Below are 23030 nucleotides of genomic sequence, written 5' to 3' on the forward strand. Positions count from 1 at the left end.
TCTTTATAACAATTGACATAATATAAAAAAATGAGCCGTACACCTAAAGAACACTTTCAACGCACAAAAGAGCTTGCACAAGCACTTACTAAATCAGATATCTACAATTGGTTAGTAACTAAAGGCTATTTTCCAGAATCTTACGTGCTACCACCGTGTTTTACCGTGACTAAATCTCCCACATTTGGTAAGGTTTACTTTCCATATACGGAGAAAAAATTTAAACCAAAAATTTCTGAATTCCAACAAGTACACTTCCCGAAAACTGAGCTAACAGATAGAACATTTGGAATCATAGACCCAGAAATTCATTCAGATATTGCATTTACGATTGCTGACAACTGGGATGATATAGTAACTTGTATTTTCCATAAAGACAATAAGGTTTCCTCTTATAGTTTTCCGATTCCTGTAGACGATAAAAAACCAGGAATGATTGGTGGACTTAGAAGCGGGAGAATGATCTATGAGTTTATTGAAATGGCAGAGAATGATGTAGCATCCATTGCATTTCGATACAAGTATTTGATCAAAACAGATATCAAAAACTTTTATCCATCTATCTACACACACAGCATACCGTGGGCATTACACGGTAAATGTTTGATTAGAGACCCAAGTAATCGACAAAACTACGATTTTATTGGAAATCGCTTAGACAAACTATTTCAAAATGCTAATGATGGATGTACTAATGGAGTGCCAATTGGCCCTGTAGTGTCGGATATAATCTCTGAACTGGTTCTGTCAGGAGTAGATAGACAACTATCAAAATTACTCAACAATGATGTGGTCGTAGTTAGGTTTAAAGATGATTACCGTATTCTTGCAAAGAAGGAAGCTGATGGTCGTTCATTCATTAAATCTCTTCAAGCAACCTTAAAGGAGTATCGCCTTGAACTTAATGACGGAAAGACTGAAATCCATCGTCTACCAAATGGTCTATTTAGAAATTGGGTATCAGAATATCACGCTGTGAATCCTCAGCCAAAAAAATATTACGAATTTAAGCGTTTCAAGGAAGTATATTTATCAGTTATTGAAATTGATAAAAATAACATAGGCTGTGGAGTTATTGATAGGTTTTTGGCAGACATTACAACTAAAAAGTACAAAATTCGTATTAACAAACTAGATACTAAATCACTAACTAAAGTTATCAGCCTACTGCTTATGCTTGCAGATTTACGAACAAAGTCATTTCCAAAAGTTTTAGCGATTATAGAAGCTATTTTAAAGTCTTCTTTTGGTTCAAAGCATGTAGACTCAATAATTGAACATCTTGAAGAATTTCTTCAAGATTTAAATCAGCATGAAATGAATAACAGATACTTAATTACTTGGATTATTTATTTTATCAAATCAAATTATCTTGAGGATAGGCTTAAGGGTACTTATAATTTCAGTGATCCAATAGTTTGTGCAACTCATGAAGATCAATTCACCATGTTTGATATATGTCAATATTTTAAGATATTCTCGGATGTGCAAATAGTTGCAAAAAAAGTGACCATGCTGCAACACCTTGATGTTTTTAAGCCACAATAATAAGTTTAATTATATCCATAATTTATGTGAAACCTCTTGTTTACTGTAACTACAGAATTAGGTAAAGTAGCAGCCAAAGTAATTTAATTGATAGTCGAGCGCTCGCTCCCCCAATTCTTAGAGGAAAAAAGAGCGATCGCCCCACCCAATTCTTAGAGGAAAAAAGAGCGATCGCCCCACCCAATTCTTAGAGGAAAAAAGAGCATAGGCGCAGCCCGTCGTAGACATCGCATACAAAAAAGCCCAGTCATCTCATAACTGGGCTTTCATTATCTCAATCAATCATTGGAGGTAGAGTAATTTCAGACTATACAGCAGGTTGTTCTAGATTCACCTTGACAACTTTGTTCTTTTCTTGCTCAGTTTTTGGCAGTGTCAAATTCAATATGCCGTCTTTATAATCTGCGGTGACATTAGTATTTTGAATCCGAGCAGATAGAGGAATTACACGTTGGAATTTACCGTAGTAGAATTCGCTCTTGGTAGTGCCATTGTTTTCAGTTTTAGTTTCAGACTTGCGCTCACCACTAATGTGAACAGCATCTTCTGTGACTTGAATATCTAAGTCTTTAGCTGACAGTCCTGGCAGTTCAAGCTTTAGATGAATCGCGTCATCAGTTTCTTGTAATTCAGCAGCCGGAACTCTGATAAAGCCTTTTTCCAACCGTGCAGATGGTACTCTGGTATCTCCAAGTAAGCCGTTGATGTGACGTTCTAAAGCGTTCAATTCTTGCCAGGGGTTGTAACGAACTAGTGCCATAACTCTTTCTCAGATTAATTAGCTTCTGTTTAATTGTTTTTGCACTTGGTTTTGTGCTTATGTATTCATAATAAGTATGGTTAAAACTCCTGTAAATTCGGTTCTCATCACCTAATAATATGATGATTACCGCACTAAAGTAGAACTAAAAAAAGATTACGGTTTACTCTAATGTTGCGGTTCGGTAAACCAGAATAATAACTATTAAGACCAATAATAATCAACTAATTATTCTGCTAAGAAAGTCTCAACTCCTCAATAAGATTTGCTACTTTCTTCATTAGTTTGCAATATTTGTGAGACTTTCTTTAACATGTGCAGTACCAATGCTTCTCTATTACTGTTCCCCTTTAATTTTTTTTAAAAAGTTTTTCCTATTCCATTTCTCTTTTTTTACTTGCTTTAGCACAAAAACAAGATCCTTGTAAAAATCTGTTTGTTCAAAGTGAGCGGTATGAGCTTTACTAACAGATTTACCGCTATCATACAAATCATCAAATACTTCTTCAAAAAAAGGTTCAGCAGTAAAACTTAGGTAATCATTATCATCCCACAGATTCCACCATATATTCAAATATTTATCAGGGAATGGGATTTTTGTTTTAGCAGGGTTATTGCTGTTAGCACGGAAAAGCTTCATCTCTTGAAACAATCCAACTTGTGATGCAGCGGCACACCAAAAATCAATATGTATATCTTTTATATCTTTAATGGTAAACCTTTCTCCTGTGCTTGTTTTAAATTCAGTATTTTCCGGCATCTCGGACATTTTGGGGAGAAAATAGCTAACGACATCATAAACAAGTTGACCACCCATACTATGACTGATTACAATTAGTTTCTGTTGATTATTTCCTTCCTGTTGATTTTTATGTGCTTTACTTAGAGCATTAAGAAGGTTTTTAGTGATTTCTCCAGGCTCTTCTGGCGTTCCTCTTTTATCTAAATAGGTGAATATATCACCAAGAAACAAAGTTGCTTGTGCATTTAAAGACTCTCGACGTGAATCTACTACTCTTGTAAGAAAGTAACCTACTACATCTTTTAACCGCCCAAAAGTATCTGGTAAAAAATCTTCATCAAATTCCCTAGCTATTATCTTACGTAATATCCAACTTTTCTTAATTTCAAAGATTTTTTCGACTTGCTTGTTATCGGGAATACTAAGTTTTATACTAGGGACACCATCATCTCCCCAATAGGCTTCCTCAATCCATACCTGATCATGAATGCTAGCTATCTCTGGAGCAACACGCTCTTTGAGTTTTTCTTTAATAGTTGCCCAAACCTTATCATGGCCTCCTTCTAGGCGAGAGGCAACTCCATGTACAAACACAATTGGCATAAGTTTTCTGATAAAAGATTGATAACTCAACTATTTGTAACTTTTAACCTTTTAATCTGTCAATGACGAACAGGGGTAATTGTAGCGACCTGCAATACTAATCGCTCAAACCTGCAATCAAGGTATTTTAAAGCCAGGATTATTTGCAACCAACCTGCAATGATAGGTTTGAGCCAGGATTACCTGCAACTATAAAGTTAAAAAAAACGAACGTTTTCTTAACTGCCGTACTGGTGAGCCTTAGAGAACCTGAAACCGTATGTTTTCTAGTTAAAAAAGCCGGTAAAGAATTCAAAGTTAACCTATCAAATTCACCAGATGAGTTTTTTAACAACCTCTATCAGTCCTCACAGCCTAGTATTGATGATTACCGCCAGATTCATTCGGGGGATTATCAGGTGTAGGAAACTGCAAAATTATTGGTTCGGTAAACCCTATAAATGCTAAGAATACAGCAATATTTAAGTTCTCTTTGTCCTACCCAAATGGTTACCCCCAGCGCTCCCAGTTTTCTTTATTGAACGGCGATCGCCACTTCAAAATTAAACTCAACTCCAACTCTTGCCGTGCGCGTCGGTCAACCGGAGCATCCCACCAAAACGCGGCGTTTACTGCTGTCTTCATCCCATAGCGATAATGTAAATCCTGGTAGCTGGCGATGTAATCTTTGCAGCCGTGTATACCCTGCCACCGCTTGTTACTACGGCAGGTTTCCCCCACATACAAAATTAAGCCAGCCGCCGAGTCAACAACAAAGTACAGACACGCATCGCCGGGGCTGTCTGCTGGCATCCTCCAGAACGAAAGCGATGCCTACGGCGGGCTACGCCTACGCACTGACAATTGCAACGGATCAATCCGGTCAGGGTCACAGTGGTTGGGTGCAATATTTTTCTCATGTTTTGATTCAAAGTACATTTTTTCCCCCTCATATCACTCAAGACAATTTAAACTTTTTAGAAATTCTTCTAAGAAGAAATCTATGTCACCTGGATTCAAAGTCCCATGAAAAAATTTGATGCTGCAAGGAATCTGAAGTCGTCCTTGTAGCAAATCTCTGAGCGCATATTTTTTTTTTATAAAACCGGATTTCAATAAATTCAGAAGTAGGTTATTCAATGAATATTTATTTTCGTCAATAGTTTCAACAGTTTCAATAAGTTCAGGAAAAAACCTTGTTCCAGGAAAATATCTTTTACCAAAGTAAAGAGAGATATTTCCTACCCAAGTCCCAGGAAACCAATGCAAATGAAAGGATTCAAAGGGCTGGTTTGGTAAATTTCCAAACAGATGGGACAAGCTATAAATATATGGTGAAACGCGATGTGTTGAACCGGAACGAGTCTGTTTCACTGTTTGTATATAAATATCCATCCATTGTGATAACGTTTCTATTTGATAAACATTGGGAATAATAGCATCTTTTATATCATCTCCACTGAGCAGAAAAACTGGTATGATAATTGTGGGATTGTTAATAATGTACCAATTGGTTGCAATTTTTCTAAAATGGAAAGCTTTAAATACCCTCTCTGGTCTTTTTAAGGTTTTGATAAGATGCCATAACAAAAAACCAAAAAAAGTGCTTTCTTGTTCAGGGTTTTCTCTTTTCCATTTTGAATAGGATTTGTAGCCATGATGCACATCCAAATGCTGACTGAGATTTAAGTATCCATTACCTGAGGGATTGAGAAAACCATCAGCCGCAAGCTTGTGCCAAGAAGTCCAAAATACATCAGATTCTGGGTCAATCATTTTTGCCTGAAGTTGCGTTAAAAGATTTTGACCATATTCCGAATTTACCCATTCTTCTGTAAGAGGGTTATTCCAGTCTTCTGTAAAAGTAGAAGGCTTATTAATTTCTTCACTGAATTCCACAGATTTTACTCCTTAAAAAAACACTAATGTTGAGCCGTATTTATTACTACTAATCCAGACCTAAAGCACGCTTCACCTTTGGATTATAAGTCAGCAATTTTAATATCTCCGTAACTGGAACCTTTGCCTCATTCAGTTCAATTACCCGCTCTTTAAGATGCGATCGCACATAAGTTTTTCCCCTTACTCCCCTATACTCCCATTCAAAATAAAGTTGTTTGATGGCTTTTTCTTGGCGCTATTAGCATTTGCTCCCGCCCCAGGAGAGATTACCCTTCCAGCGCTTGTTAGAGCGGCACGTCTCACCCACATACAGCACAAGAGAAGCAGCAGAGTCAATGTTGAAGTACAGACACGCATCACCGGGGCAAGAAGCTGGCATCCTATGAAACGACATTGGCACAAGCCGCAGCAAGAGCGGATCAATCCGGTCTGGGTCGCAGTGGTTGGGTGCAATGTCGAATAACGTCGCCTGCTGCACTGGCTTGGTTTCCCTCACCCGTTGCTGATAGTCCAAAATTTGCGCTTTCCACTTCAGCAGGGCATCAGCACCCATCACCAGCGCCTCTGTCAAAAGTGCTGGTGTGAGGGGTAAATCAAAAAATAGGTTTAGCTGATTGGGTTCCAAGGTATTACGCCTAGCTTACCGACTAGCTGATTATCCCCCAGAACTGAAATGCAAGAAACCTGTTAGCGGGTTTAGGAGTGCGTAGGCATCGCCACACTTTACTTGTTTATTGATATTAGACGTTAATGTGCAGCAGGCTTGTTGTAAATATATGAGTATCAACTGATGTAGAATCCAACAATTAGGATTGCTAAAAATGGACTTCGACCAGATTAAAGATTTAGAGATTGTTGCTCATGTCATGACAATTGCTAAAACTCATAAAATTAGTGCCAAGGAAGCTTTAGAGTTCTATTTCAAAAAAAGGGAATTTGAACTAGAACAGCACAAGGAAAAAAATACAAGTTTATCTGACAGTTTAAAATCAAGCTTAAGTCCCCAAAATTGGGAATCAGTGATGAATTATGTACGTCATCATCTCACCAATGAAGAACTTTCTCAAGCATACTACCAAGCTAAACAAGAAGGAAAATTGAAGCCAGCTAAACTGTTAGTGGGTGGAGATTTTTATTTTAGAAATTCTGATTTTGTAGGTAGTAAGTATCTAGAACCAGGCATTATCGTTGAAGCAGAAGTGTACGATAACACAATTGGTCATGTTTGGCTATCTCCAATTGAGTGCGAATTTGTTTTTATAGATGAACTGGAATTTATTTAAGATTTGCTCGATACTACTTACACCAGACATAGACTTTCTGGAGCGATCGCTCCTCATTCAAGCGAACGCGCAGAGCGCGTCTCGTAGAGAGGAAAACGGGAGATCAATGCCTATGGCGGACGGGTACGCCATCGCACTCATTTATGAGAACACTATTTGCCCTATGCTGAAGCGGAAAGTAAAAACAACAGCTATGAAATTTGCACAAAATCTCACCCCCCGCCAAGGCTTACTGAAAGCCCTGACTCTAGCAATCCTTGTATTGGCATCTGTAATGCCCCCAACTGTTCTAGCCAACGAGAGCGAGAAAGCGACATTCAACAGCACAACCACGCTCCAAACCATACTCACCAGCAGTCATCGCTCAGAGCAGAATCGCCTCCGAGACAAGTACCGCCACCCAACCCAGACCCTCGAATTCTTCGGTCTGCGCCCCAACATGACCGTGGTTGAATTATGGCCAGGGGGCGGCTGGTATACCGAGATATTAGCGCCGTTTCTAGTGGCAAAGGGACAACTCATAGTTACTAACGGGAGCAACGCGAGTAAACCCGCTTTGGCTTTCCAAGAAAAACTAGCAGCTAATCCAGAGGTTTTTGGTAAGGTCAAAGTCGCCCAAATCAATCCCCCAAATGAACTGACCCTGGCCCCAGACAATTCTGTAGACCTAGTTCTTACCTTCCGCAATATTCACAACTGGGTCAAAGCTGGCTATGACGAGCAGGTTTATGCGGCGGCTTATAAAGCACTCAAGCCAGGGGGCATTCTGGGAGTGGAAGAACACCGGGCCAAACCAGATATTTCTTTGCAAGAGAGTATTAAAACTGGCTATATGTCTCTTGATGGGGTAATTGCTGCTGTGGAGAAAGTCGGCTTCAAGTTGGTGGGCAAATCAGAGATTAACGCCAACCCAAAAGATACCAAGGACTATCCGAGCGGAGTTTGGACACTACCTCCAACCTTGAGCCAAGGTCAAAAGGACAGGCAACGCTTCCTCACCATTGGAGAGAGCGATCGCATGACCCTCAAGTTCGTCAAACCCAAACCCAAAGCCTCCTAAGAGGGAGATGAGGGGATGGGGAGACAACTGTTGCCTCCTGACAATGACTAATTACTATTGACTGCTGAGGCGATCGCACGAATAGCAGCTTGACTCGCTTGAAAGCACAGGAGCGTAGTTTACCGCCAACTCTTGGAGACGCTCCGCGTAGCTTGCTTCCACGAAGTGGTACGGCATCGCCCTGTGGTTTGTGCTTTTTATGCTCCAGATAGCAGCCAAGGCAACCGCTTAGTTTTTCAAGCGAATCAACTTGAGTTTTAAGCTTTTCCTCTAAGAATTTTTCTAGTATCTATTCATACAAACAATACTCATCCTCTAAGATGAGGAGGGAAGCAGATCAAGGGGCGACAATGGAGCGAACGCATAGTCTGCTGCATGAGACATACCACTGAGAAATTTGTATTGCTATACCTCCAAATACTCTGCCACTGCTGCCAAATCTTCCATTGCCCGATTCAGGCGATTTAGCAAAGCTTGGGCTACTTCCGGTTGAGCGCTGACAGTTTCTAGCTTTTCTGTTAGATGACGGTCTAGGGCTTCTATCCACAGTGACAATTCTGTGTGACGAATTGCTGCCAGTAGCCCCATATTTCTTAAAACAGCTAAATGAAACCCAAGTTGGTTTTGGGAGCCGTAGCCCAGGTATCCGTCCCACAGTTCCAACTTTTCTGGAGTAAATTCTACATACTGCTCAAATGTAATTCCCGCTCTTTCTAGTTGAGGTTGTGGCAGTGGAGGTTGAGAGTTAGTCATAGTAATGTTTCCAATAACTGATATCACTTTTACTTACTACTCTAAATTCTCTAGACCATCTACATTAGGACACAAGTGGTGTGACTCGCACCTTACTTTTTAGCGATGGACTGAAACTCGCTTACCTGGGTCTTGCTTTCTTACCCACGCCAAAAACTTTTGCATTTGCGGCTCATTACTGAGTTTTTCTAGAGTATTGAGTTCTCTAGCAAGTAGTTTGTTGTCAAACAACGCATGAATCTGACGATGGCAGGCAGAACAGATATTTGCTGTTGGGCCTGGGTCTTGTTTTTTGCGTTTGGTATTTTGTCGCGGAACTAAGTGATGGACAGTTAAATGTTCCATCTCTCTGTGGCACAGTTGGCATTGCTCTTGTTGGTTGTTAGACACCTGCTAAAGCTAAAACCCTATCTAAATAGGATAGCTATTACTCAATACATTCTGCACGCGATCGCCCTTTTTCCTCTGTTGAAACTGGAACTGGGGGGGCGATCGCCCTACCCATTTAGCGCTGCTCCTCATCTACTGAAAAGCTTGGAACAGTTCTACTATTTTCGCTTTGAGTGCTGAAATTGCCTCTTCTAAAGTATCACTTGGTTCCGTATCTACTAAATGGGCATCGCCTACATCAGCGCTCGACCACAAATAGCTGGGTTGCCCTATCGTTAAACATCCTTGCCACTTGGATTCATAAGTATCGAGTGTAATAAAAAAACGTCGTGGCATTAGTTCTTCGGGGTTAACAACTAATTGTCCCCAAATAGAGAAGCCGAAATACTCCTCATTTTTTTCGTTATTGTATTCCCAATCAGTCAAGTTGGGAAAAGCAACTTTAACTTGCTCTAAAACTTGTTGAATTTCCGGCTCTGTTAATAGCATCGCCCCTCATCCTCTAAGAAAATATCAATATAAAAACAGGGTGGCTTGGCACATAACCACCCTTTTGAATTAATTTAACTTTATCCCTTCTAGAAACTCTACCTGTTGCGGCGTTGACGGCTTGATTTCATACACTCCAGGCGTGAACCTCATGTGCCAAATTTCAGCAGGCATGAAACTCAACCCGGCTGCGATCGCTGCCTTCTCATCCTCGTCTCTATCGCCTATCATCCACGACTTAGTTAAATTTAAAGCAAAATCAATACTTGCTCTAAATATCATCCCTGCCCCAGGCTTACGGAACTTAAATTTATCCTCTAAGAATTTACTATCTAATGTGTAATCAGCTACTTTTACAACATCATTTCTAGTGACTTGATAACATATAAAGCCTTTCATGTCTGGACAGAAATAAATTGCTTCTAGTTGAGGGATTAATTTAAGAGTGTAGCGTTGTTCAGCGATGCCTGCGGCGGTAAACTACGCATCCTCAATACTCTTCAACGGTTTTCCAGTATCACGGTTAATAGTGTCACACCCACCTTGATTAGTTACACCAATGATTGTGTAACCTTGGGCTTTGTGGTGTGCGATCGCATCTTAAGAGCGGCGACAACCTTGCGATCGCACTACAAAAACCCATTTTCAACACCAATAACCTGTTTTTTATATCAAAATCTGGAATATCCCATACCAAATCTGTATGAAAATGTAAGTCAAGACACCTTACTTTAAAAATCATGCCCCAGGACTTCTCTGCTAAAAAACTTCGAGGGCGCAACTTTGCGAGACAAGACCTTACTGGAGCAAATTTCAGCCATGCTGATATTCGAGGAGCAGACTTCACAAATGCAATTTTAAGGGGAGCAAACTTTAGAGGAGCAAAGACCGGTTTGCAACAAAGATGGAGCTTAACACGGCTGTTTTTCTTACTATTTCTTTCGCTTACTGTAATGGATTTGACAAAATTTTTCTACTATAACTCGTTTAGTGACTTTCCTTTAAATGTTTCTAGTTGGATTGATTTTGTTTTTTTAATTGCACCTGCTTTTATCTTTTATACGGTTTTGTTTTTCACAATTATTAAACAAGGTTTTACTGTTCAATGGTTTAGAAGAGTCTTGAAAGTTATAGCATCTATTTATGCAGTAAAATATTTGCTTTCAACAACAATTAACTTAGGCCCAATCAGATTGGGAATTCCTCTTTTAGGCGATGTTAATCTTGCCTCAGTTGTCATAGCAGTCACAAGCATAATTGTTCATGCAACTATGATTGTTGTTTTAGTGGCAATTATTGGTGTCAATCAGGCTATTGTTATTGGGGTATGTTTAATTGAAATAGCTGTATTTGTAACTTTTATTAATTTTCAATTATGGGCTAATAATCATGTACAGATAAGTTTAGCCATACTATTGAACAATCCTTTACTATTGTTTAATATATTCCTTTCAGCCTTGATCATATTAGTAAGTGGTTATATAGGCTGGCTTGCTCTTAATGGCAATGAAAGATTTAAAGTAATTCGTACACTTGGCATGATAATCTCCTCGATAGGAGGTACGAACTTTCATGGCGCAGATTTAACTGAAGCAAACTTTCTAGGAGCTTTGTTGAGAAATACTGACTTTGATGAAGCAAATCTTACTCGAACTTGTTGGTTTAAGGCAAGTAAGATTGATTTTGTTATTCCTGGAGAAACTTACCTGAAATTTGCAAGTGTACGAAACTTAGTCACAACTTTAGAAGGGACATCTCAAGATTTTGCCCGAAAAGATTTAAGAGGTATCAACTTAAAGGGAGCAAAATTACAAAATGCTAACTTTATTGATACTGACCTAAGTCAAGCAGATATACGGGATGCTGATTTATCAGGAGCCATTTTAGTACATACTCGACTTGAACAAGCAGACTTAACAGGTGCAAATTTAACAGGAGCTTGTATTCAAGACTGGGTAGTTACAAGAACTACTAAGCTTGAAGATGTTAAGTGTGATTATGTTTTTCTAAAATATGTAAATGGAGGTAAGCGTGACCAAATGCCGCCAAGAGACAATTTTAAACCTGGAGAATTCACAATTTTTGTTAAAAATGTTTTAGACACTATCGACCTTTACCATGACCCTAATATTAATCCAAGAGTTGCTCTTCAGGTTATTGAAAACTTATCTAAAAAATATAACGCCAGACTGGAATTAGTAGGAGTAAAAAGAGCAGAAAATGCAATAACTTTAATAGTAAAATCTTTCAACTCCATCGATGAAGAAAAATTCCAAGAAGAATACTATGATGAATATAATCAAACATTAAGCTTGAATTTGGTAGACCATCACCAAATATTACCACACTATGAAAAAATTATAGAAAAAGTTACAGACATGGTAGAAGACGTAAAGATTCGTCCTACAAATCATATTGAATATCTTGATAATAAAGGACTATTTGTCGGAGGAAATCTTTCTTCAAATGAGGTTATAAATATGCCAAATAATTCCGAATACAATTTCAACAATGCCAAATTTGGTGGTGGCTTCGCTGGTACTGGGGGAACCCAAATAGGTGGCACTTTCTATGACTACTCCTTAAACCAAAACCTAACTGAAGCCGCAGCCCAAATTCAGCAGTTACTCAAGCAACTAGAGGAAACGAACCCCACTACAACCGAGACAGAAAAAATGATAGTTGCGGCTAAGGCTGCTGATGAAATTAAGAATAATCCAACATTAAAAGCACGGGTTATCGGTGCGCTCAAGTCTGGAGGTAAAGAAGCGTTTAAAGAGGCAGTTGATAACCCACTCGTTAACGTTTTGATAGCAATTATCGAGGGTTGGCAAGAAGCACAATAGTCTGGTAGATGTTGGTGCGTGCATGGGCGATGATCGGTCATACTCTGGATGTGGCTACACAGCAAGTGTGCGATCGCTTTTTTCACGCCTATGATGCACTTCGTTCCTTCAACTCCCTTTCTCAATCCACTCCCGCCCCGCCTTTTCTGCCGCTTCTGGCGTGTAATAAATTTTACGGAAACCAAACACCGCACCACCAGGACTAATCACCCGAAACTGCCAGCAATGGGTATCAGTGTAGAACACCACTAAAGTACAATCCTGGGTGCTGACGACTAAGTGAACTGTGGTTTTAGTCATGGTGCGGGTGTCGCAACGGTATCATTGTGTTGCTTTTTACTCCACATTCAGCACTTCATCTTGTAATACACAAAGATTTCCAATATTTGGCTAATGGTGGTTAGATAACAATGCCAATCTTTCCTCGCTTGAAAATTGCTCCTTCGATTTTCGCGGTGAAATAGCGATCGCCTCTCCTCCTTGGATTCAGAATCCTTTGGGTGATCGCCCGTTGCTCCCGTTTCAAGCGAGGAAACTTGAGCAATAGGGGGAAGAGCGATCGCACTTGGGCAAGCGAGGAGAATAGCGCGATCACTCTAGTTTCATCCTTTATTCTTTGACCGCTTTATAAATCCGATAATTTCCTCAATAGGCACTCCAGATTTTTGCATTGATTGAATAAGGGCGATCGCTCCTAATGGCACCGAGCCAATACTCCGCCCCTTCCACTCACCGTCTATCTTCTCTTCCCAGTTAAATCCCCACCTCCAATGAGTAGGATTATCAGGATTGCGGTGGCCGATAACACGAGGGTAGGAAGTGATCGCTCCACTCTTCAACTTCTTATTTTCTAAGTATTTGTATAAACAGCCCTTACGCTGTCTGCGTTTAGATGAGGGTGATCGCTTCTTATCCTCTAAGAAAATCTCTGGTGTTAATTTATCGGGCGATTGAGTTAAGGTAAAGGATTCTTCTAAGCCCAATACTGGCGACTTTCCAATCAAGGGCGTTTCCGAGGGCTGCGCGGCGATTACGCACAACTCCATTTCCGCTACTAACTCCAATGCCGATCTGTCGTCCTGTGGGTCTGTCCAACCAATAGGCAGATTGAAACTGCTCTCTAGAAATTCCGGGTTGCAGACTTGCCCCTTGTGTAAAGTTCCTTTCTTCTTCAACTGCGCTTCTAACTTGCCCTGCCCAGGATTGCGGCTGTTCTTTGAACTTAATGCGCCTGGAGAATCCAACCAGCAGTAGCCTTTCTCTACGGAAGGGACTTCCAAGCATTCCGCTTGATACGGTGAGCCATTCGACATCATACCCGCACTCGGAAAACTGATTAAGCAGCCAAGCGAAGTAGAAAGTGTTGGTTCCTGGTTTAAATCTACAGTTAAGGAGTCCTGGCACATTTTCGATTGCAAAGAATCGGGGTTGGTACTCGGCGATCGCTGCTGTAATGAAGGGGAAACAGTCTCTAAGGTCTGCTGCTCCAAGTCGCAAGCCTTGGATAGTAAAGGGCTGGCAGGGTGGTGAAGCAGTAATAATTCCGTCTCGTTTAAGTCGGTCAAACCAGTAGTTTGATGTTCTTCCTGTAATGCCTTGCACGTCTCCGTAATTGCGGGTGTTGGGGAAACGCAAGTTGAGGATGTTTGAGCAATACTCATCTGTTTCAGCGACTCCCCAAAGCTTGAATTGCTTAAGCATAATTCCAGCGAGGGGGAATCCTGCCCCAACTCCTGAGCAGAGGTCAAGTTGTTGCATTCTGCGATCGCCTCCTCATCCTCTAAGAATTTCACTTGATTGGGAAAAACCCTGATTTGTAAATCGTAATTATCCAATTTGACCCAAAATTCGGGGCTATCTTTTGTGTGATATCCAGACAAATAACCTTTCTCACCTAAGTACTTTTTATGATTACTAATCTCAAAGCGATCGCCTACTTTAAAAAGTCGTTCCTCTAAGAAATTGAAATTGCCATAAGGTGAAAATACCTGCCTAAATCTCGACTGATTCTTACCCCAATAAATTAAGCAATGTGATTGCCTAGCAGGCATTTTAGGCTGATATTTTGTATCTAAAAACTTAATTCTGCCCTTCCAAAAGCAGATTAAATTTGATGCAATTAATGGGTGAAACCATTTAGTATCAGTTGCAGCTGGGACAAGTGCGATCGCTTCTTCTACTCGTCCACAATTGAATTCTTCTTGTAATTTAGCAATCCATACACCAGGGTAACTATAAGGCGGATTCATGAAAACTCGCCCAGACCATTGCTGAGAAAGCCCATCATCATTAGCAGTAAAGTGGTGACAAGCTTCGATATGCTTGCCATCGTCGGCGCAAGGATCTAATGTAATTCCACTTAAACATTTTTGTACTAAATCAACAATTTGAGGCGGTGTATACCAACAATCAGAAATTTTAGCTTTCATCTTTTTTTACCCTATTTCAACAGATTTTTGAACTGAGTAAACTGTGCATCAAACAGCAGTTTTATCGTTCCTGTTGGCCCACCCCTATTTTTGGAAACAATTACCTCTGCAATACCTCTATCAATCGTATCGGGGTGGTAATATTCATCCCGGTAAAGGAGCAGTATTAAATCTGAATCTTCCTCAATTCGCCCTGATTCGCGCAAATCTGACATCATAGGACGCTTGATAGTGCGGCTCTCTACACCACGATTTAGCTGCGACAACATGACAACAGTTGTGTTGCACTCGCGTGCTAATTGCTTTAACTGTCGAGTAATTTTTCCGATTTGAAAAGCTAGGTTGTAGCTATCACCATCCGTCCCTTCCATTAGTTGCAAATAATCAATACCAACGATGCCGATGCGGCCGTGTTCTGCAACAATTCGCTTAACTTTTGAACGAATTGAATTGACAGTTATCACGGGTGAATCGTCAATATAAACGGATAACTCGCTTAACCTACCGATTGATTGTGCTAAAGGTTCCCACTGGTGTTTGTTAATCTTGCCCTGTTGCAAATAGCTTGAATCAATTCTTGCATCTTGGGATAAAAATCTATCTCCCCATTCTTCTTTAGTCATTTCAAGACTAAAAATAAGAGTTGGTAGCTTTTCAAGTTCAGAAATATTGAAGGCTAAATTGCCTACAAATGATGATTTTCCCATTGCGGGACGACCAGCAATTGTTATGAGCTTTCCCGGTTTAAATCCTCCTATCATTGCATCTAGGTCATAAAATCCAGTTCTAACCCCAGATGGTGATATACCCATACTTTTTTCTTCAATGCTAGAGTAGGCATTTATCAAGATTTCGCTCAGAGGGGTTGGTTCAGATATTGATGCGATCGCGCTGTTATTTATCTCTAAGATTTTTGATTCAGCCGTCTCTAATTGTTTGTTAATTTCTTCGTTTTGGTCGTGTGCTAAATGGTAAATCTCACTTGCTGCCTTAGCTAATTGCCGACGGTAATATTTTTCCATCACCAACTCGGCTAAAGCGTCAATGTTCACAGCTGACACTGTGCGGTCTACCAAAGTTGCTAATTTATTTCTCCCGCCAATGCGAAATAGTAAATCATGGTCAGTCAGCCAACTGGTGACAGAAAGTAAGTCTGTGGGTTTACTCTGTTGGTGAAGGCGCAGCGCTGCTTGATAAATATCTTTGTGAGCGCTGATGTAAAATGCTTCGGCAACAAGGGTATCGCTCACCCTGCTGATTGCATCTGGGTCGAGCAAGATACCACCCAAAATGGCCTCTTCTGCTTCGATATTTTGGGGAGGCAGCTTGTTGCTGTCACCAAAATTTAGATTCTCAGACATTATTTGCTCTCGCTTTTGCTGGATTTTATGTAGGTATCGGGTTGCTTGCTAAAAATTCGCGCACGTCCTTGCGGGCAGTTTTCGCCCAATTGAGCCAGCTACTGTAAAAGTCGTCTTTTAAAAATTGTTCGAGCCTCGGACTGTCGCCCGATTGAGTAGCCCCGCAAACTAAAGCTTGTAGTTGCCCATACCACATTTGATGCTGCGGTTCACTGTAAGCCGCAAAATTGTACTTTTGGTTTTTTTCATCGCGGGTTTGGAACCACTGGTCTGCTAACTCTTCCCAATTCTCCTTAATCCACTTTCTTGGTAACTGAATTGGTGGATTTTTCAGCTGTGCAGCCTTCTGTTCCCCAAATTTTAAAAAATCCTCTCTCTCCTGTTCTGAGAGAGAGTCTTTAAAGTCTGAATAAGTCTTATTAATCTTAGAGTTTTCAAACGCTTGTACAGTATGCGTTTCAGCCTGTGTTGACGACATCTGTGACGCTTCGGCGACATCTGTGACGCTTCGGCGACATCTGTGACGCTTCGGCGACATCTGTGACGCTTCGGCGACATCTGTGACGCTAGGCGACATCTGTGACGTTCTCTTACAAAGTTGCTCCTCTCCTATCGGAGACACTACGCGAACGGCGGAAGCCGTCAAGACCGCACTTTGCGCTTTTCTTTTGACCTTGGCCTTAGTAAATTCGACCTCGAAAACTTCATTTTCTTGGATCGTTTTTAAAGCCCTTTGGACGCTGCGACGACTTATTCCAATCTCTTCAGCCAGCTGTGATGTATCAATCTCTAATGCCCTACTGTTATCAAAAGGCAGATGGACACTTAGCCAGCACCAAACCTTAATTTCTGATTCGCTAAGAGAGAAAATCAAAGGTAGATCTGCCTCTGATAATTTATAAAATTTCATAGCTGTACCTCAGCTACAGCTAGCACTTGCTTAAAGTCTCGAATTGTCATATCATCCTTATTAGGTTTAGAAATCGCCCCGAACAGAGTCACATTTGTCGGGGCTGTTTTATTTGGGTTAGAATTGGAATCTAATCAACCTGGTAAATTGATATTATTTATCTAATAGGCAAATTATACAATAATATTTTATCTAGTAGACGTAACAGCAGGAAATAAAAGTTTATGCAAATTTGCCAGCTATTCAAAGAGGCGATGGACAGATACGGCATTCAAGGAAAGGAACTAGCCGCGATCGCTGGTATAAGTCAAAATCACCTGTCTCAGTTTCGCTCTGGGCACAAGTGGGTCAGCCCAGAGGTACTTGCAGCGCTCTTGGAGGGGATGGATCAGTTGTCCCCAGGTTCCCGCGCTTATTTTTGCCAGCTGCTAGCGCAAAAACCTTTATCAGAAAAAGAAGATTCTGGCAGGCAACTGATAGAAATGATTGAAAATGCGAATGATGAGGAAATGGAATTAGTTTTACTAGCAATTGGGCGTAAATGGAAGAATGTAAGTCAAAAGCCTGCTATTTCTAGTAGATACAGCACAGAGTTGGATAGTGCGATCGCTGTCTAATCGTTTACAAGCAAGTATGATCGTTAGCTATCAACTATCAGGCTGTATCTTTTTATGTTGGAAGGAATTAAATTTGTGTCGCTCGACGATGTAAGGAGAATGCTGGATAGCTTGACACAGGAAGAAAAAGAGGCTTTGTTGTCTGAGCAGATTAAAAAGCTATCAGCAGAGTCTAAGGCACGAGTTCTAGGCTTGTCTGAGTCTGGGCTGACGGTAATCACAGGTTCGTTTGTCAGTCTCAACTCTGATGTATCAATTAACATCCAAAATGCCTCTGGGTTTGATGCAGAAGCGGTTTTTAAGGCATTGGTAGATTTTCGCAAGTCTGAGCGAGAATCGAAGTAAAAAATTTGTCTGTTGGATTCTTAGAGGATAAAGAGCGATCGCTCAACACTCAAGCGATCCCTACGCGGGGCTACGCCTACGCAGTATTTCTATTCTCCACTGATTAAATTAGCTTTAATGTACACTCGATACAGCTTAGATTCTCCCCTATTGGCATAGGGTTTACTCTCCTCTACAATCTCAATAATTTTGTCATCATCTTGCAGTTTATGAAATAGCCACAGCCAAACTTGTAAATCTATTTCAGAGGCAGTAATGCGAATTTCAGCATAATGATTAGTCACAATTCAATCTCCATTTTTCAGCAAGTAAAATACCTTGCCACTACGCTTGTGTCGATGATGGAAACTCGTTACTATCAACTACTCCTCCTTGATTGGGAAGCTCCACAGAGGAATAGTAATTACCGCTTTCTATTGAGTAGATATAAATCCAGCAACCTTTGTACTTTAGAGGAATACTACACATTTTCTTAGAGGATGGCGAGTAATTCTTTAGCTAAATCTTTTGCTGAATTAATACCCTGCAAAGTCTTACGTTTACCCTTTAATACAAGTTCAATTCGCTGCTGTTTTTGAATCAATAGGTCATCGATCGCTCGATCGATATTTCCAAGCTGCAACCATGTTGCAAATACAGCATTTTTTTGTCCCAGCCTATGACATCTATCCTCAGCTTGCTCACAGTCTCCTGGAGTCCAAGCCCGATCAACTAAAATAATGTTGCTAGCAGCTGTTAACGTTATGCCAACGCCACCGGCTTTGATAGTGCCGACAAACACTTTATTTTCACCAGCTTGAAATTTATCTACTAATCCCTGGCGTTCTTCTGGTTTTATGTCTCCGGTCAGGAGTAAACCATTAAGTTTAGATGCGATCGCCTTCGCTGACTCTACAAATTCAGTGAAGATTACAACTTGTTGACTTTGTTCTAGGAGTTCTTCAGCTAGAGCGATTGCGCTATCAACTTTAAATTCACTCCCTACCTTCCGCAAGATATTAATAGTTACTAAAGCCTCTGCTTCAGGGTTAGCAGGATTGTAAGCCAACACCCAACTAAACCAAGCTTTTAGGGATTGAGATTTTAAGAGTATTGGTAAATTATCTTTGAATTTCTGACAGTTAGCCCGTTGTCGATAGTCTTCTACCAATAATTGCACTGTTTCTTGGTACTCAGCCGCAAGTTTTGCTTCAAGTTCGGCGTGTTCAAGAAGTCGGGTTTTATCGGGTAATTCGGTTAAACATTGCTGTTTAGTTCGCCTCAAGATAACATCCTCGGTCTTTTCGGCTAACTCGTCCAGGTGCCCTGCCCCGGTGTTATCCCAGACAGTTTTTCTGCCTATCGATTTTTGATGAGCATTGCAGTAATGACGTTCATATTCCCATTTATCAGCTGCTAGTGGGTGATTAACTGCAAAAAGTAACGGGTAAAGGTTAATTGGCCTACCATTTTTGATTGGTGTCCCAGTCAATAGCCACGCTGTTAAACAATTCTCGTGGTGCGCCAACTCCAACATTTTCTTAGTCCGTTGACTATTAATGTTTTGTGCATAATGCGCCTCATCACAAATTAGTACATATTTCTTAGTCTCAAGTGGCTTGGGCATTTTAGACCAACTGAAACACTCGATTTTGACTTCCGCACGAGCAGCTTCCTTTACCCAATTTTCCATTACAGATACAGGAGCAATCACAAACACCGGACAATCGTGTGTACACTGCATTGCTCTGGCTGCTATCAATGCTTCAAGCGATTTGCCTAATCCCATGTGATCTGCAAGAATACCCCCGGTGTAGATACCACCGCGACGGTGAGCAAGCAGCCACTCAACACCTTTTTTCTGATAATCCCGCAGATACCAGCCATTGGCCAAAGGTGCATCTAGATTGGCTTGTTTTACTAAAGTTACTATCCCGTCAGCTGCTGCCAGCGCTGCGGCCTCCTTAGCTGTTTCTTCTTCCTGGCGTTGCTGTTGTGCCAGGGCGATCGCACCTTCTACTTCTGGTGCAAAGTGAAACTCTTTATCTGTAAGCTTTTCTATCACTTCCTCAATCATCAAGAGAGGAAAGCGCCAGGATTTATCCTCACCTTCAAACTTATATCCTTTAATAGTCTTACAGTCGCGCTGAAATTTACCACTCGAATCATAAGGAGTGTACACAGCAATCCTTTCGTCCTTAATCTCAAGCCTACGCTCTGGGAGTACGTCTACCTCATCATTTTGAATAATTATTTGGGGTGAATTTTTGGGGTATTGGTGAGCGATCGCATCCCATAAAGGCAGTGATAGTCCTGCTCTATTCAACTGCTTACTATACTTTTGAATCATTTTATATGCAGCCTGGGCGTGTGCCTGGAGTAGTTGCCTTTGCTGCTGAATTTGATTTGCTAACCAATGCCCAAAGCCGGAATCAGCTTTGTTAAAACCTTGACCATCTATTGAGCTTGCACCATCACACTGCGACGATAGATGACAAATTGCCCTTTCTAAGCGGCGATCAGCTGTTTCCTCTTTCTTCTCATCAATGATTACAGGCAATTCTAACTGGAGTTTGACAACATCCTCTAGTTCCCAGGATCTAACCGAATTGAGGACAAATTCTAACTTTGGTGCTTGCAGGCGTAGCTCGTCGTAGACATCGCTATCATCATCACTATCGCTATCATCATCACTACATAAAGAGCTTACAGCCAGTTTTAATTGCCCCAATTCATTCTTACTAAGTCTGTCTAATGCAGAGATGACGGAATCAAGAGGACTAGAGCCATTATCCAGCGATCGCGCGTAAGCTTCAATTTCCTCTAAGAATATCTCAGGCACTCTTATCGCTTTAGTTGGTAGATGTTGCCACGCTGTTTTCTGCTTAGGTAGATGCTCGGTTTTAGGGTGATAGTTTGGCATAGTTTTTGGTCGGATACTATTACTAAATAATATCATGTATGAAGCGTACACAGCATATAAATAGTTAAAGTATATTTTTTGGGAGGTGCGATCGCCTTCTTAATCGCTTACGCGAAATAAAGAAATAAGGTTGCTTCGCAGTTTTTTCATTGACTCCCTCCTTTGTCGGTCGATGTCCCCCCCCGCCCCAAGGGGAGCGCTCATCGCCGCAGGGCTACCCCAGCTTTTCCATTATGGCTACGGGCATCAAGGGTAAAATGCACGCGGCTTGAGGTTGCTTCGCATTTTATATTGGCTCCACTTCGTTCCGCATTTCCGCGCCCTTGACCCCCTCCGCTTAAAAAAGGGGGCTGGGGGTTTCCCGGTCATGTCCTTTCGTTGGGAGTTTCGGTTATGTCGGTTATTGCTCGTCGGTCATTCGTCGGTTGTCCCGCTCCTGTGGCAGCTGAGGTTGTCGAGTTGGCCCGCTCGTTCCCTGGCCTTGGGCTTGCGGTGGTGCGGCCATCATCTCGTGCGTTTTCTAGTTGGGTGTGTGTGTGTTCGTTCGCGTCTGAGTTGGCGGCGGTGCGTTTTGCGGCGGCTGCGGCTGGCCAGTTCTTCGGGCCTGGTTCCTTCTGCGTCGTTCGTTTTACAGGGCGGCGTTGGCGGGTGTCGGTTCCGTGTCTTTCTCCATCTGTGGTTGTGCGGGTGTGTTTGGGGCGGCCTCGGTTGGCGCGTCGGTTTGGCGGTCGGTTGGTTCTCGCTGGTTAGTTTGTTAGGTTGGGGGCTTCGGCCCTCTTTTTTTGGGCATTTGATCATTGACTCTCCATTGGATCTTCGCAGCCAATACCGAGCGATCGCAACTGGGTTTTAATGTCTTCCCTGCTTTGTCCGCAATAGTAGTAAGTTTTATGTTTTAAGTTGGCTAAATAAAAGCCGGATTTTCCACCATTAATCCGAAATAAATCAATAACAACTTGCTGTTCGCTAATGCCGAAAAGGCTAGCAATATCGTTATTTTTAATTGAGTTAGTTCCTATGAAAGCATCGGTATTTTTGATAAACCAACGTCCCGATCTACACTCAAAAATTCGGAAGTAACTTGGATAGATAATAGTGACGTTATCCATGTTTGCTAAATTTGGTAAAATGTGTTTAACGAGGAAAACCCCTATTGGGGTAGGGGTTTTCGCTATGGATTAACCTTTTTGAGGTTCATCCTCAGAACTGTCCAGTTCAGGCGGATTGATTTCGATTTCCCTCTCGCCTGTACCAAGGTTCTCTTTAAACCACCTTTGGTCTTCGGTTTGCGGGTTTTCGTTTTCAATCCTCTCGTAGATGTTAATGTCGGACGGCTTAACGTCCTCTTTTTTTCCATTACCATCTTTTGATTGACTCATTCGCTTCACCTCCTGATGAGGGTTAGTGTTTTTATCCCTCATCTTTAATGATATACCGTGGGGACATGGATTTTAAAAGAGTTTTAATAAATATTTTGCATTTTTTAGCTCCTCATTATCATAAAAGCCTATACCACGGGGACATGGATTAGATAGATAATAGACGTAGCTAGAGGTGAGTTATGCAAAAAACACGAGATGAGCAAGGGAAATTCACTACAGATAGACTAGAGCCACGAGATGCAAAGTTGAGCTTAAGAATTGAAGCATCTGTACTGGCAAAAATTCAAGCTATTCCAGATTGGCAAGAGAAGGTGCGATCGCTTCTTTATGAGTTAGTTAAGCCAGAATAGCGATCATCACTCCTGATGAAAAGGAACCAGCCAAAAACGCAACTTTCCCTGCGCCATCCCCCAGAGCTAGACACAGCAAAGAAAAAGAAACTGCTGCGGAAACGCGGCGGTTATAAAGGTTAGCCCAATTTATCGCCTAGTTGCATTTTTGATTGGTCAAAATCCTGCATTAGTCATTAGTCATTCGTCATTGGTCATTAGTCATTTGACATGATTCATAGGACAATTGGACTTTGGACAAATGACTAGCTTGCAAGTGCTTCCTGAATGGCATTGTTATAAATAACGCGACCAGGAGTTGTGTATATATACTGATAAAGTACATTGCCTTTAGCGTCAAGTCTTACTCGACGGAACTTATAGAGTAACGTGCGGGTAC

The 23030-nt window shown here is 41.2% G+C and carries 27 protein-coding genes and 1 pseudogene; 9 read left to right on the forward strand and 19 right to left on the reverse strand.

Features of this window, described 5'->3' with window-relative positions; translation table 11 throughout:
• Positions 1-30 precede the first annotated feature (30 nt).
• The gene (locus LC653_RS28845; protein ID WP_229498079.1) at positions 31-1548 is read left to right on the forward strand and encodes an RNA-directed DNA polymerase; all 1518 of its coding nucleotides are present in this window, start codon (positions 31-33) and stop codon (positions 1546-1548) included.
• A gap of 307 nt (positions 1549-1855) precedes the next feature.
• On the opposite strand, the gene LC653_RS28850 is transcribed toward LC653_RS28845, so the two are convergent.
• From LC653_RS28850 to LC653_RS28870, 5 genes are all read right to left on the reverse strand, one after another.
• Positions 1856-2308, reverse strand: a complete 453-nt coding sequence (locus LC653_RS28850) for an Hsp20/alpha crystallin family protein (protein WP_229498080.1) — start codon at positions 2306-2308, stop codon at positions 1856-1858.
• Between the two features lie 337 nt (positions 2309-2645).
• A complete protein-coding gene (locus tag LC653_RS28855; RefSeq protein ID WP_229498081.1) occupies positions 2646-3653 on the reverse strand; it encodes a hypothetical protein in 1008 nt (335 codons plus the stop codon).
• A gap of 489 nt (positions 3654-4142) precedes the next feature.
• Positions 4143-4445, reverse strand: coding sequence for a hypothetical protein (locus LC653_RS28860; protein ID WP_229498082.1), 303 nt, complete (start codon positions 4443-4445; stop codon positions 4143-4145).
• 141 nt (positions 4446-4586) lie between these two features.
• Entirely contained in the window at positions 4587-5531 is a 945-nt protein-coding gene (locus tag LC653_RS28865) for a hypothetical protein (RefSeq protein ID WP_229498083.1), read from the reverse strand.
• A 241-nt stretch (positions 5532-5772) separates the two neighbouring features.
• Positions 5773-6159, reverse strand: coding sequence for a hypothetical protein (locus LC653_RS28870; RefSeq protein WP_229498084.1), 387 nt, complete (start codon positions 6157-6159; stop codon positions 5773-5775).
• Positions 6160-6355: 196 nt separating this feature from the next.
• Here LC653_RS28870 and LC653_RS28875 point away from each other — a divergent pair, with 196 nt between their 5' ends.
• Together LC653_RS28875 and LC653_RS28880 are read left to right on the forward strand one after the other, a co-directional pair.
• On the forward strand, positions 6356-6817 hold the full coding sequence (locus LC653_RS28875; RefSeq protein WP_229498085.1) for a hypothetical protein: 462 nt from the start codon (positions 6356-6358) through the stop codon (positions 6815-6817).
• Between the two features lie 112 nt (positions 6818-6929).
• A complete protein-coding gene (locus LC653_RS28880; protein WP_229498086.1) occupies positions 6930-7877 on the forward strand; it encodes a class I SAM-dependent methyltransferase in 948 nt (315 codons plus the stop codon).
• Between the two features lie 405 nt (positions 7878-8282).
• On the opposite strand, the gene LC653_RS28885 is transcribed toward LC653_RS28880, so the two are convergent.
• The 4 genes from LC653_RS28885 to LC653_RS28900 all read right to left on the reverse strand — a co-directional run bounded on the left by LC653_RS28885 (position 8283) and on the right by LC653_RS28900 (position 9908).
• Positions 8283-8630, reverse strand: coding sequence for a hypothetical protein (locus tag LC653_RS28885; RefSeq protein ID WP_229498087.1), 348 nt, complete (start codon positions 8628-8630; stop codon positions 8283-8285).
• Between the two features lie 99 nt (positions 8631-8729).
• Positions 8730-9020 carry an HNH endonuclease gene (locus tag LC653_RS28890; protein ID WP_229498088.1) on the reverse strand — a complete coding sequence of 97 codons (291 nt, stop codon included), beginning with the start codon at positions 9018-9020 and terminating at the stop codon, positions 8730-8732.
• A 132-nt stretch (positions 9021-9152) separates the two neighbouring features.
• Positions 9153-9509 (reverse strand): hypothetical protein, encoded by a 357-nt coding sequence (locus tag LC653_RS28895; protein ID WP_229498089.1) that lies wholly within the window; start codon positions 9507-9509, stop codon positions 9153-9155.
• A gap of 69 nt (positions 9510-9578) precedes the next feature.
• Positions 9579-9908 (reverse strand): HAD hydrolase-like protein, encoded by a 330-nt coding sequence (locus LC653_RS28900; protein ID WP_229498090.1) that lies wholly within the window; start codon positions 9906-9908, stop codon positions 9579-9581.
• Between the two features lie 54 nt (positions 9909-9962).
• On the opposite strand from LC653_RS28900, the gene LC653_RS28905 reads away from it, so the two are divergent.
• Together LC653_RS28905 and LC653_RS28910 are read left to right on the forward strand one after the other, a co-directional pair.
• Positions 9963-10244, forward strand: a complete 282-nt coding sequence (locus LC653_RS28905) for a hypothetical protein (RefSeq protein ID WP_229498091.1) — start codon at positions 9963-9965, stop codon at positions 10242-10244.
• 5 nt (positions 10245-10249) lie between these two features.
• Positions 10250-12355 (forward strand): pentapeptide repeat-containing protein, encoded by a 2106-nt coding sequence (locus tag LC653_RS28910; RefSeq protein WP_229498092.1) that lies wholly within the window; start codon positions 10250-10252, stop codon positions 12353-12355.
• Between the two features lie 108 nt (positions 12356-12463).
• Here the strand turns inward: LC653_RS28910 and LC653_RS28915 are convergent, their stop codons facing one another.
• The 6 genes and pseudogenes from LC653_RS28915 to LC653_RS28935 form a co-directional block, all read right to left on the reverse strand.
• Complete coding sequence (locus LC653_RS28915; protein ID WP_229498093.1) at positions 12464-12655, reverse strand: hypothetical protein; 192 nt, start codon at positions 12653-12655, stop codon at positions 12464-12466.
• 100 nt (positions 12656-12755) lie between these two features.
• Complete coding sequence (locus LC653_RS28920; RefSeq protein ID WP_229498094.1) at positions 12756-12950, reverse strand: hypothetical protein; 195 nt, start codon at positions 12948-12950, stop codon at positions 12756-12758.
• Between the two features lie 344 nt (positions 12951-13294).
• Positions 13295-14113 carry a DNA cytosine methyltransferase gene (locus LC653_RS47510; protein WP_372478236.1) on the reverse strand — a complete coding sequence of 273 codons (819 nt, stop codon included), beginning with the start codon at positions 14111-14113 and terminating at the stop codon, positions 13295-13297.
• Between the two features lie 293 nt (positions 14114-14406).
• A pseudogene (locus LC653_RS47515) lies at positions 14407-14784 on the reverse strand (DNA N-6-adenine-methyltransferase); the annotation flags it as partial.
• Between the two features lie 11 nt (positions 14785-14795).
• Entirely contained in the window at positions 14796-16145 is a 1350-nt protein-coding gene (dnaB, locus tag LC653_RS28930; protein WP_229498096.1) for a replicative DNA helicase, read from the reverse strand.
• A gap of 25 nt (positions 16146-16170) precedes the next feature.
• On the reverse strand, positions 16171-17055 hold the full coding sequence (locus LC653_RS28935; protein ID WP_229498097.1) for a helix-turn-helix domain-containing protein: 885 nt from the start codon (positions 17053-17055) through the stop codon (positions 16171-16173).
• Between the two features lie 224 nt (positions 17056-17279).
• Here LC653_RS28935 and LC653_RS28940 point away from each other — a divergent pair, with 224 nt between their 5' ends.
• The gene (locus tag LC653_RS28940) at positions 17280-17672 is read left to right on the forward strand and encodes a helix-turn-helix domain-containing protein (protein ID WP_229498098.1); all 393 of its coding nucleotides are present in this window, start codon (positions 17280-17282) and stop codon (positions 17670-17672) included.
• Between the two features lie 75 nt (positions 17673-17747).
• A complete protein-coding gene (locus tag LC653_RS28945; protein WP_229498099.1) occupies positions 17748-18017 on the forward strand; it encodes a hypothetical protein in 270 nt (89 codons plus the stop codon).
• Positions 18018-18106: 89 nt separating this feature from the next.
• On the opposite strand, the gene LC653_RS28950 is transcribed toward LC653_RS28945, so the two are convergent.
• Positions 18107-18301 carry a hypothetical protein gene (locus LC653_RS28950; protein ID WP_229498100.1) on the reverse strand — a complete coding sequence of 65 codons (195 nt, stop codon included), beginning with the start codon at positions 18299-18301 and terminating at the stop codon, positions 18107-18109.
• A gap of 188 nt (positions 18302-18489) precedes the next feature.
• Positions 18490-20919 carry a DEAD/DEAH box helicase gene (locus LC653_RS28955; RefSeq protein WP_229498101.1) on the reverse strand — a complete coding sequence of 810 codons (2430 nt, stop codon included), beginning with the start codon at positions 20917-20919 and terminating at the stop codon, positions 18490-18492.
• Positions 20920-21414: 495 nt separating this feature from the next.
• Here LC653_RS28955 and LC653_RS28960 point away from each other — a divergent pair, with 495 nt between their 5' ends.
• Positions 21415-21669: a hypothetical protein gene (locus tag LC653_RS28960; protein ID WP_229498102.1), complete on the forward strand. Its 255-nt coding sequence runs from the start codon at positions 21415-21417 to the stop codon at positions 21667-21669.
• A gap of 44 nt (positions 21670-21713) precedes the next feature.
• On the opposite strand, the gene LC653_RS28965 is transcribed toward LC653_RS28960, so the two are convergent.
• Together LC653_RS28965 and LC653_RS28970 are read right to left on the reverse strand one after the other, a co-directional pair.
• Positions 21714-22028, reverse strand: coding sequence for a hypothetical protein (locus LC653_RS28965; protein ID WP_229498103.1), 315 nt, complete (start codon positions 22026-22028; stop codon positions 21714-21716).
• A 69-nt stretch (positions 22029-22097) separates the two neighbouring features.
• Positions 22098-22298, reverse strand: a complete 201-nt coding sequence (locus LC653_RS28970; protein ID WP_229498104.1) for a hypothetical protein — start codon at positions 22296-22298, stop codon at positions 22098-22100.
• Positions 22299-22480: 182 nt separating this feature from the next.
• Here LC653_RS28970 and LC653_RS28975 point away from each other — a divergent pair, with 182 nt between their 5' ends.
• Positions 22481-22651 (forward strand): hypothetical protein, encoded by a 171-nt coding sequence (locus LC653_RS28975; RefSeq protein WP_229498105.1) that lies wholly within the window; start codon positions 22481-22483, stop codon positions 22649-22651.
• Positions 22652-23030: the final 379 nt, after the last annotated feature.

Source organism: Nostoc mirabile CHAB5784 (assembly GCF_020829645.1).
Lineage (GTDB): Bacteria > Cyanobacteriota > Cyanobacteriia > Cyanobacteriales > Nostocaceae > Nostoc > Nostoc mirabile.

Coding starts and splice junctions, on each gene's coding strand:
- LC653_RS28845 (WP_229498079.1), top strand. CDS start 31: ATGAGCCGTACACCTAAAGAACACTTTCAACGCACAAAAGAGCTTGCA.
- LC653_RS28850 (WP_229498080.1), bottom strand. CDS start 2,308: ATGGCACTAGTTCGTTACAACCCCTGGCAAGAATTGAACGCTTTAGAA.
- LC653_RS28855 (WP_229498081.1), bottom strand. CDS start 3,653: ATGCCAATTGTGTTTGTACATGGAGTTGCCTCTCGCCTAGAAGGAGGC.
- LC653_RS28860 (WP_229498082.1), bottom strand. CDS start 4,445: ATGCCAGCAGACAGCCCCGGCGATGCGTGTCTGTACTTTGTTGTTGAC.
- LC653_RS28875 (WP_229498085.1), top strand. CDS start 6,356: ATGGACTTCGACCAGATTAAAGATTTAGAGATTGTTGCTCATGTCATG.
- LC653_RS28880 (WP_229498086.1), top strand. CDS start 6,930: ATGGCGGACGGGTACGCCATCGCACTCATTTATGAGAACACTATTTGC.
- LC653_RS28885 (WP_229498087.1), bottom strand. CDS start 8,630: ATGACTAACTCTCAACCTCCACTGCCACAACCTCAACTAGAAAGAGCG.
- LC653_RS28895 (WP_229498089.1), bottom strand. CDS start 9,509: ATGCTATTAACAGAGCCGGAAATTCAACAAGTTTTAGAGCAAGTTAAA.
- LC653_RS28900 (WP_229498090.1), bottom strand. CDS start 9,908: ATGAAAGGCTTTATATGTTATCAAGTCACTAGAAATGATGTTGTAAAA.
- LC653_RS28910 (WP_229498092.1), top strand. CDS start 10,250: ATGCCCCAGGACTTCTCTGCTAAAAAACTTCGAGGGCGCAACTTTGCG.
- LC653_RS28915 (WP_229498093.1), bottom strand. CDS start 12,655: ATGACTAAAACCACAGTTCACTTAGTCGTCAGCACCCAGGATTGTACT.
- LC653_RS47510 (WP_372478236.1), bottom strand. CDS start 14,113: ATGCAACAACTTGACCTCTGCTCAGGAGTTGGGGCAGGATTCCCCCTC.
- dnaB (WP_229498096.1), bottom strand. CDS start 16,145: ATGTCTGAGAATCTAAATTTTGGTGACAGCAACAAGCTGCCTCCCCAA.
- LC653_RS28935 (WP_229498097.1), bottom strand. CDS start 17,055: ATGAAATTTTATAAATTATCAGAGGCAGATCTACCTTTGATTTTCTCT.
- LC653_RS28940 (WP_229498098.1), top strand. CDS start 17,280: ATGCAAATTTGCCAGCTATTCAAAGAGGCGATGGACAGATACGGCATT.
- LC653_RS28955 (WP_229498101.1), bottom strand. CDS start 20,919: ATGCCAAACTATCACCCTAAAACCGAGCATCTACCTAAGCAGAAAACA.
- LC653_RS28965 (WP_229498103.1), bottom strand. CDS start 22,028: ATGGATAACGTCACTATTATCTATCCAAGTTACTTCCGAATTTTTGAG.
- LC653_RS28970 (WP_229498104.1), bottom strand. CDS start 22,298: ATGAGTCAATCAAAAGATGGTAATGGAAAAAAAGAGGACGTTAAGCCG.
- LC653_RS28975 (WP_229498105.1), top strand. CDS start 22,481: ATGCAAAAAACACGAGATGAGCAAGGGAAATTCACTACAGATAGACTA.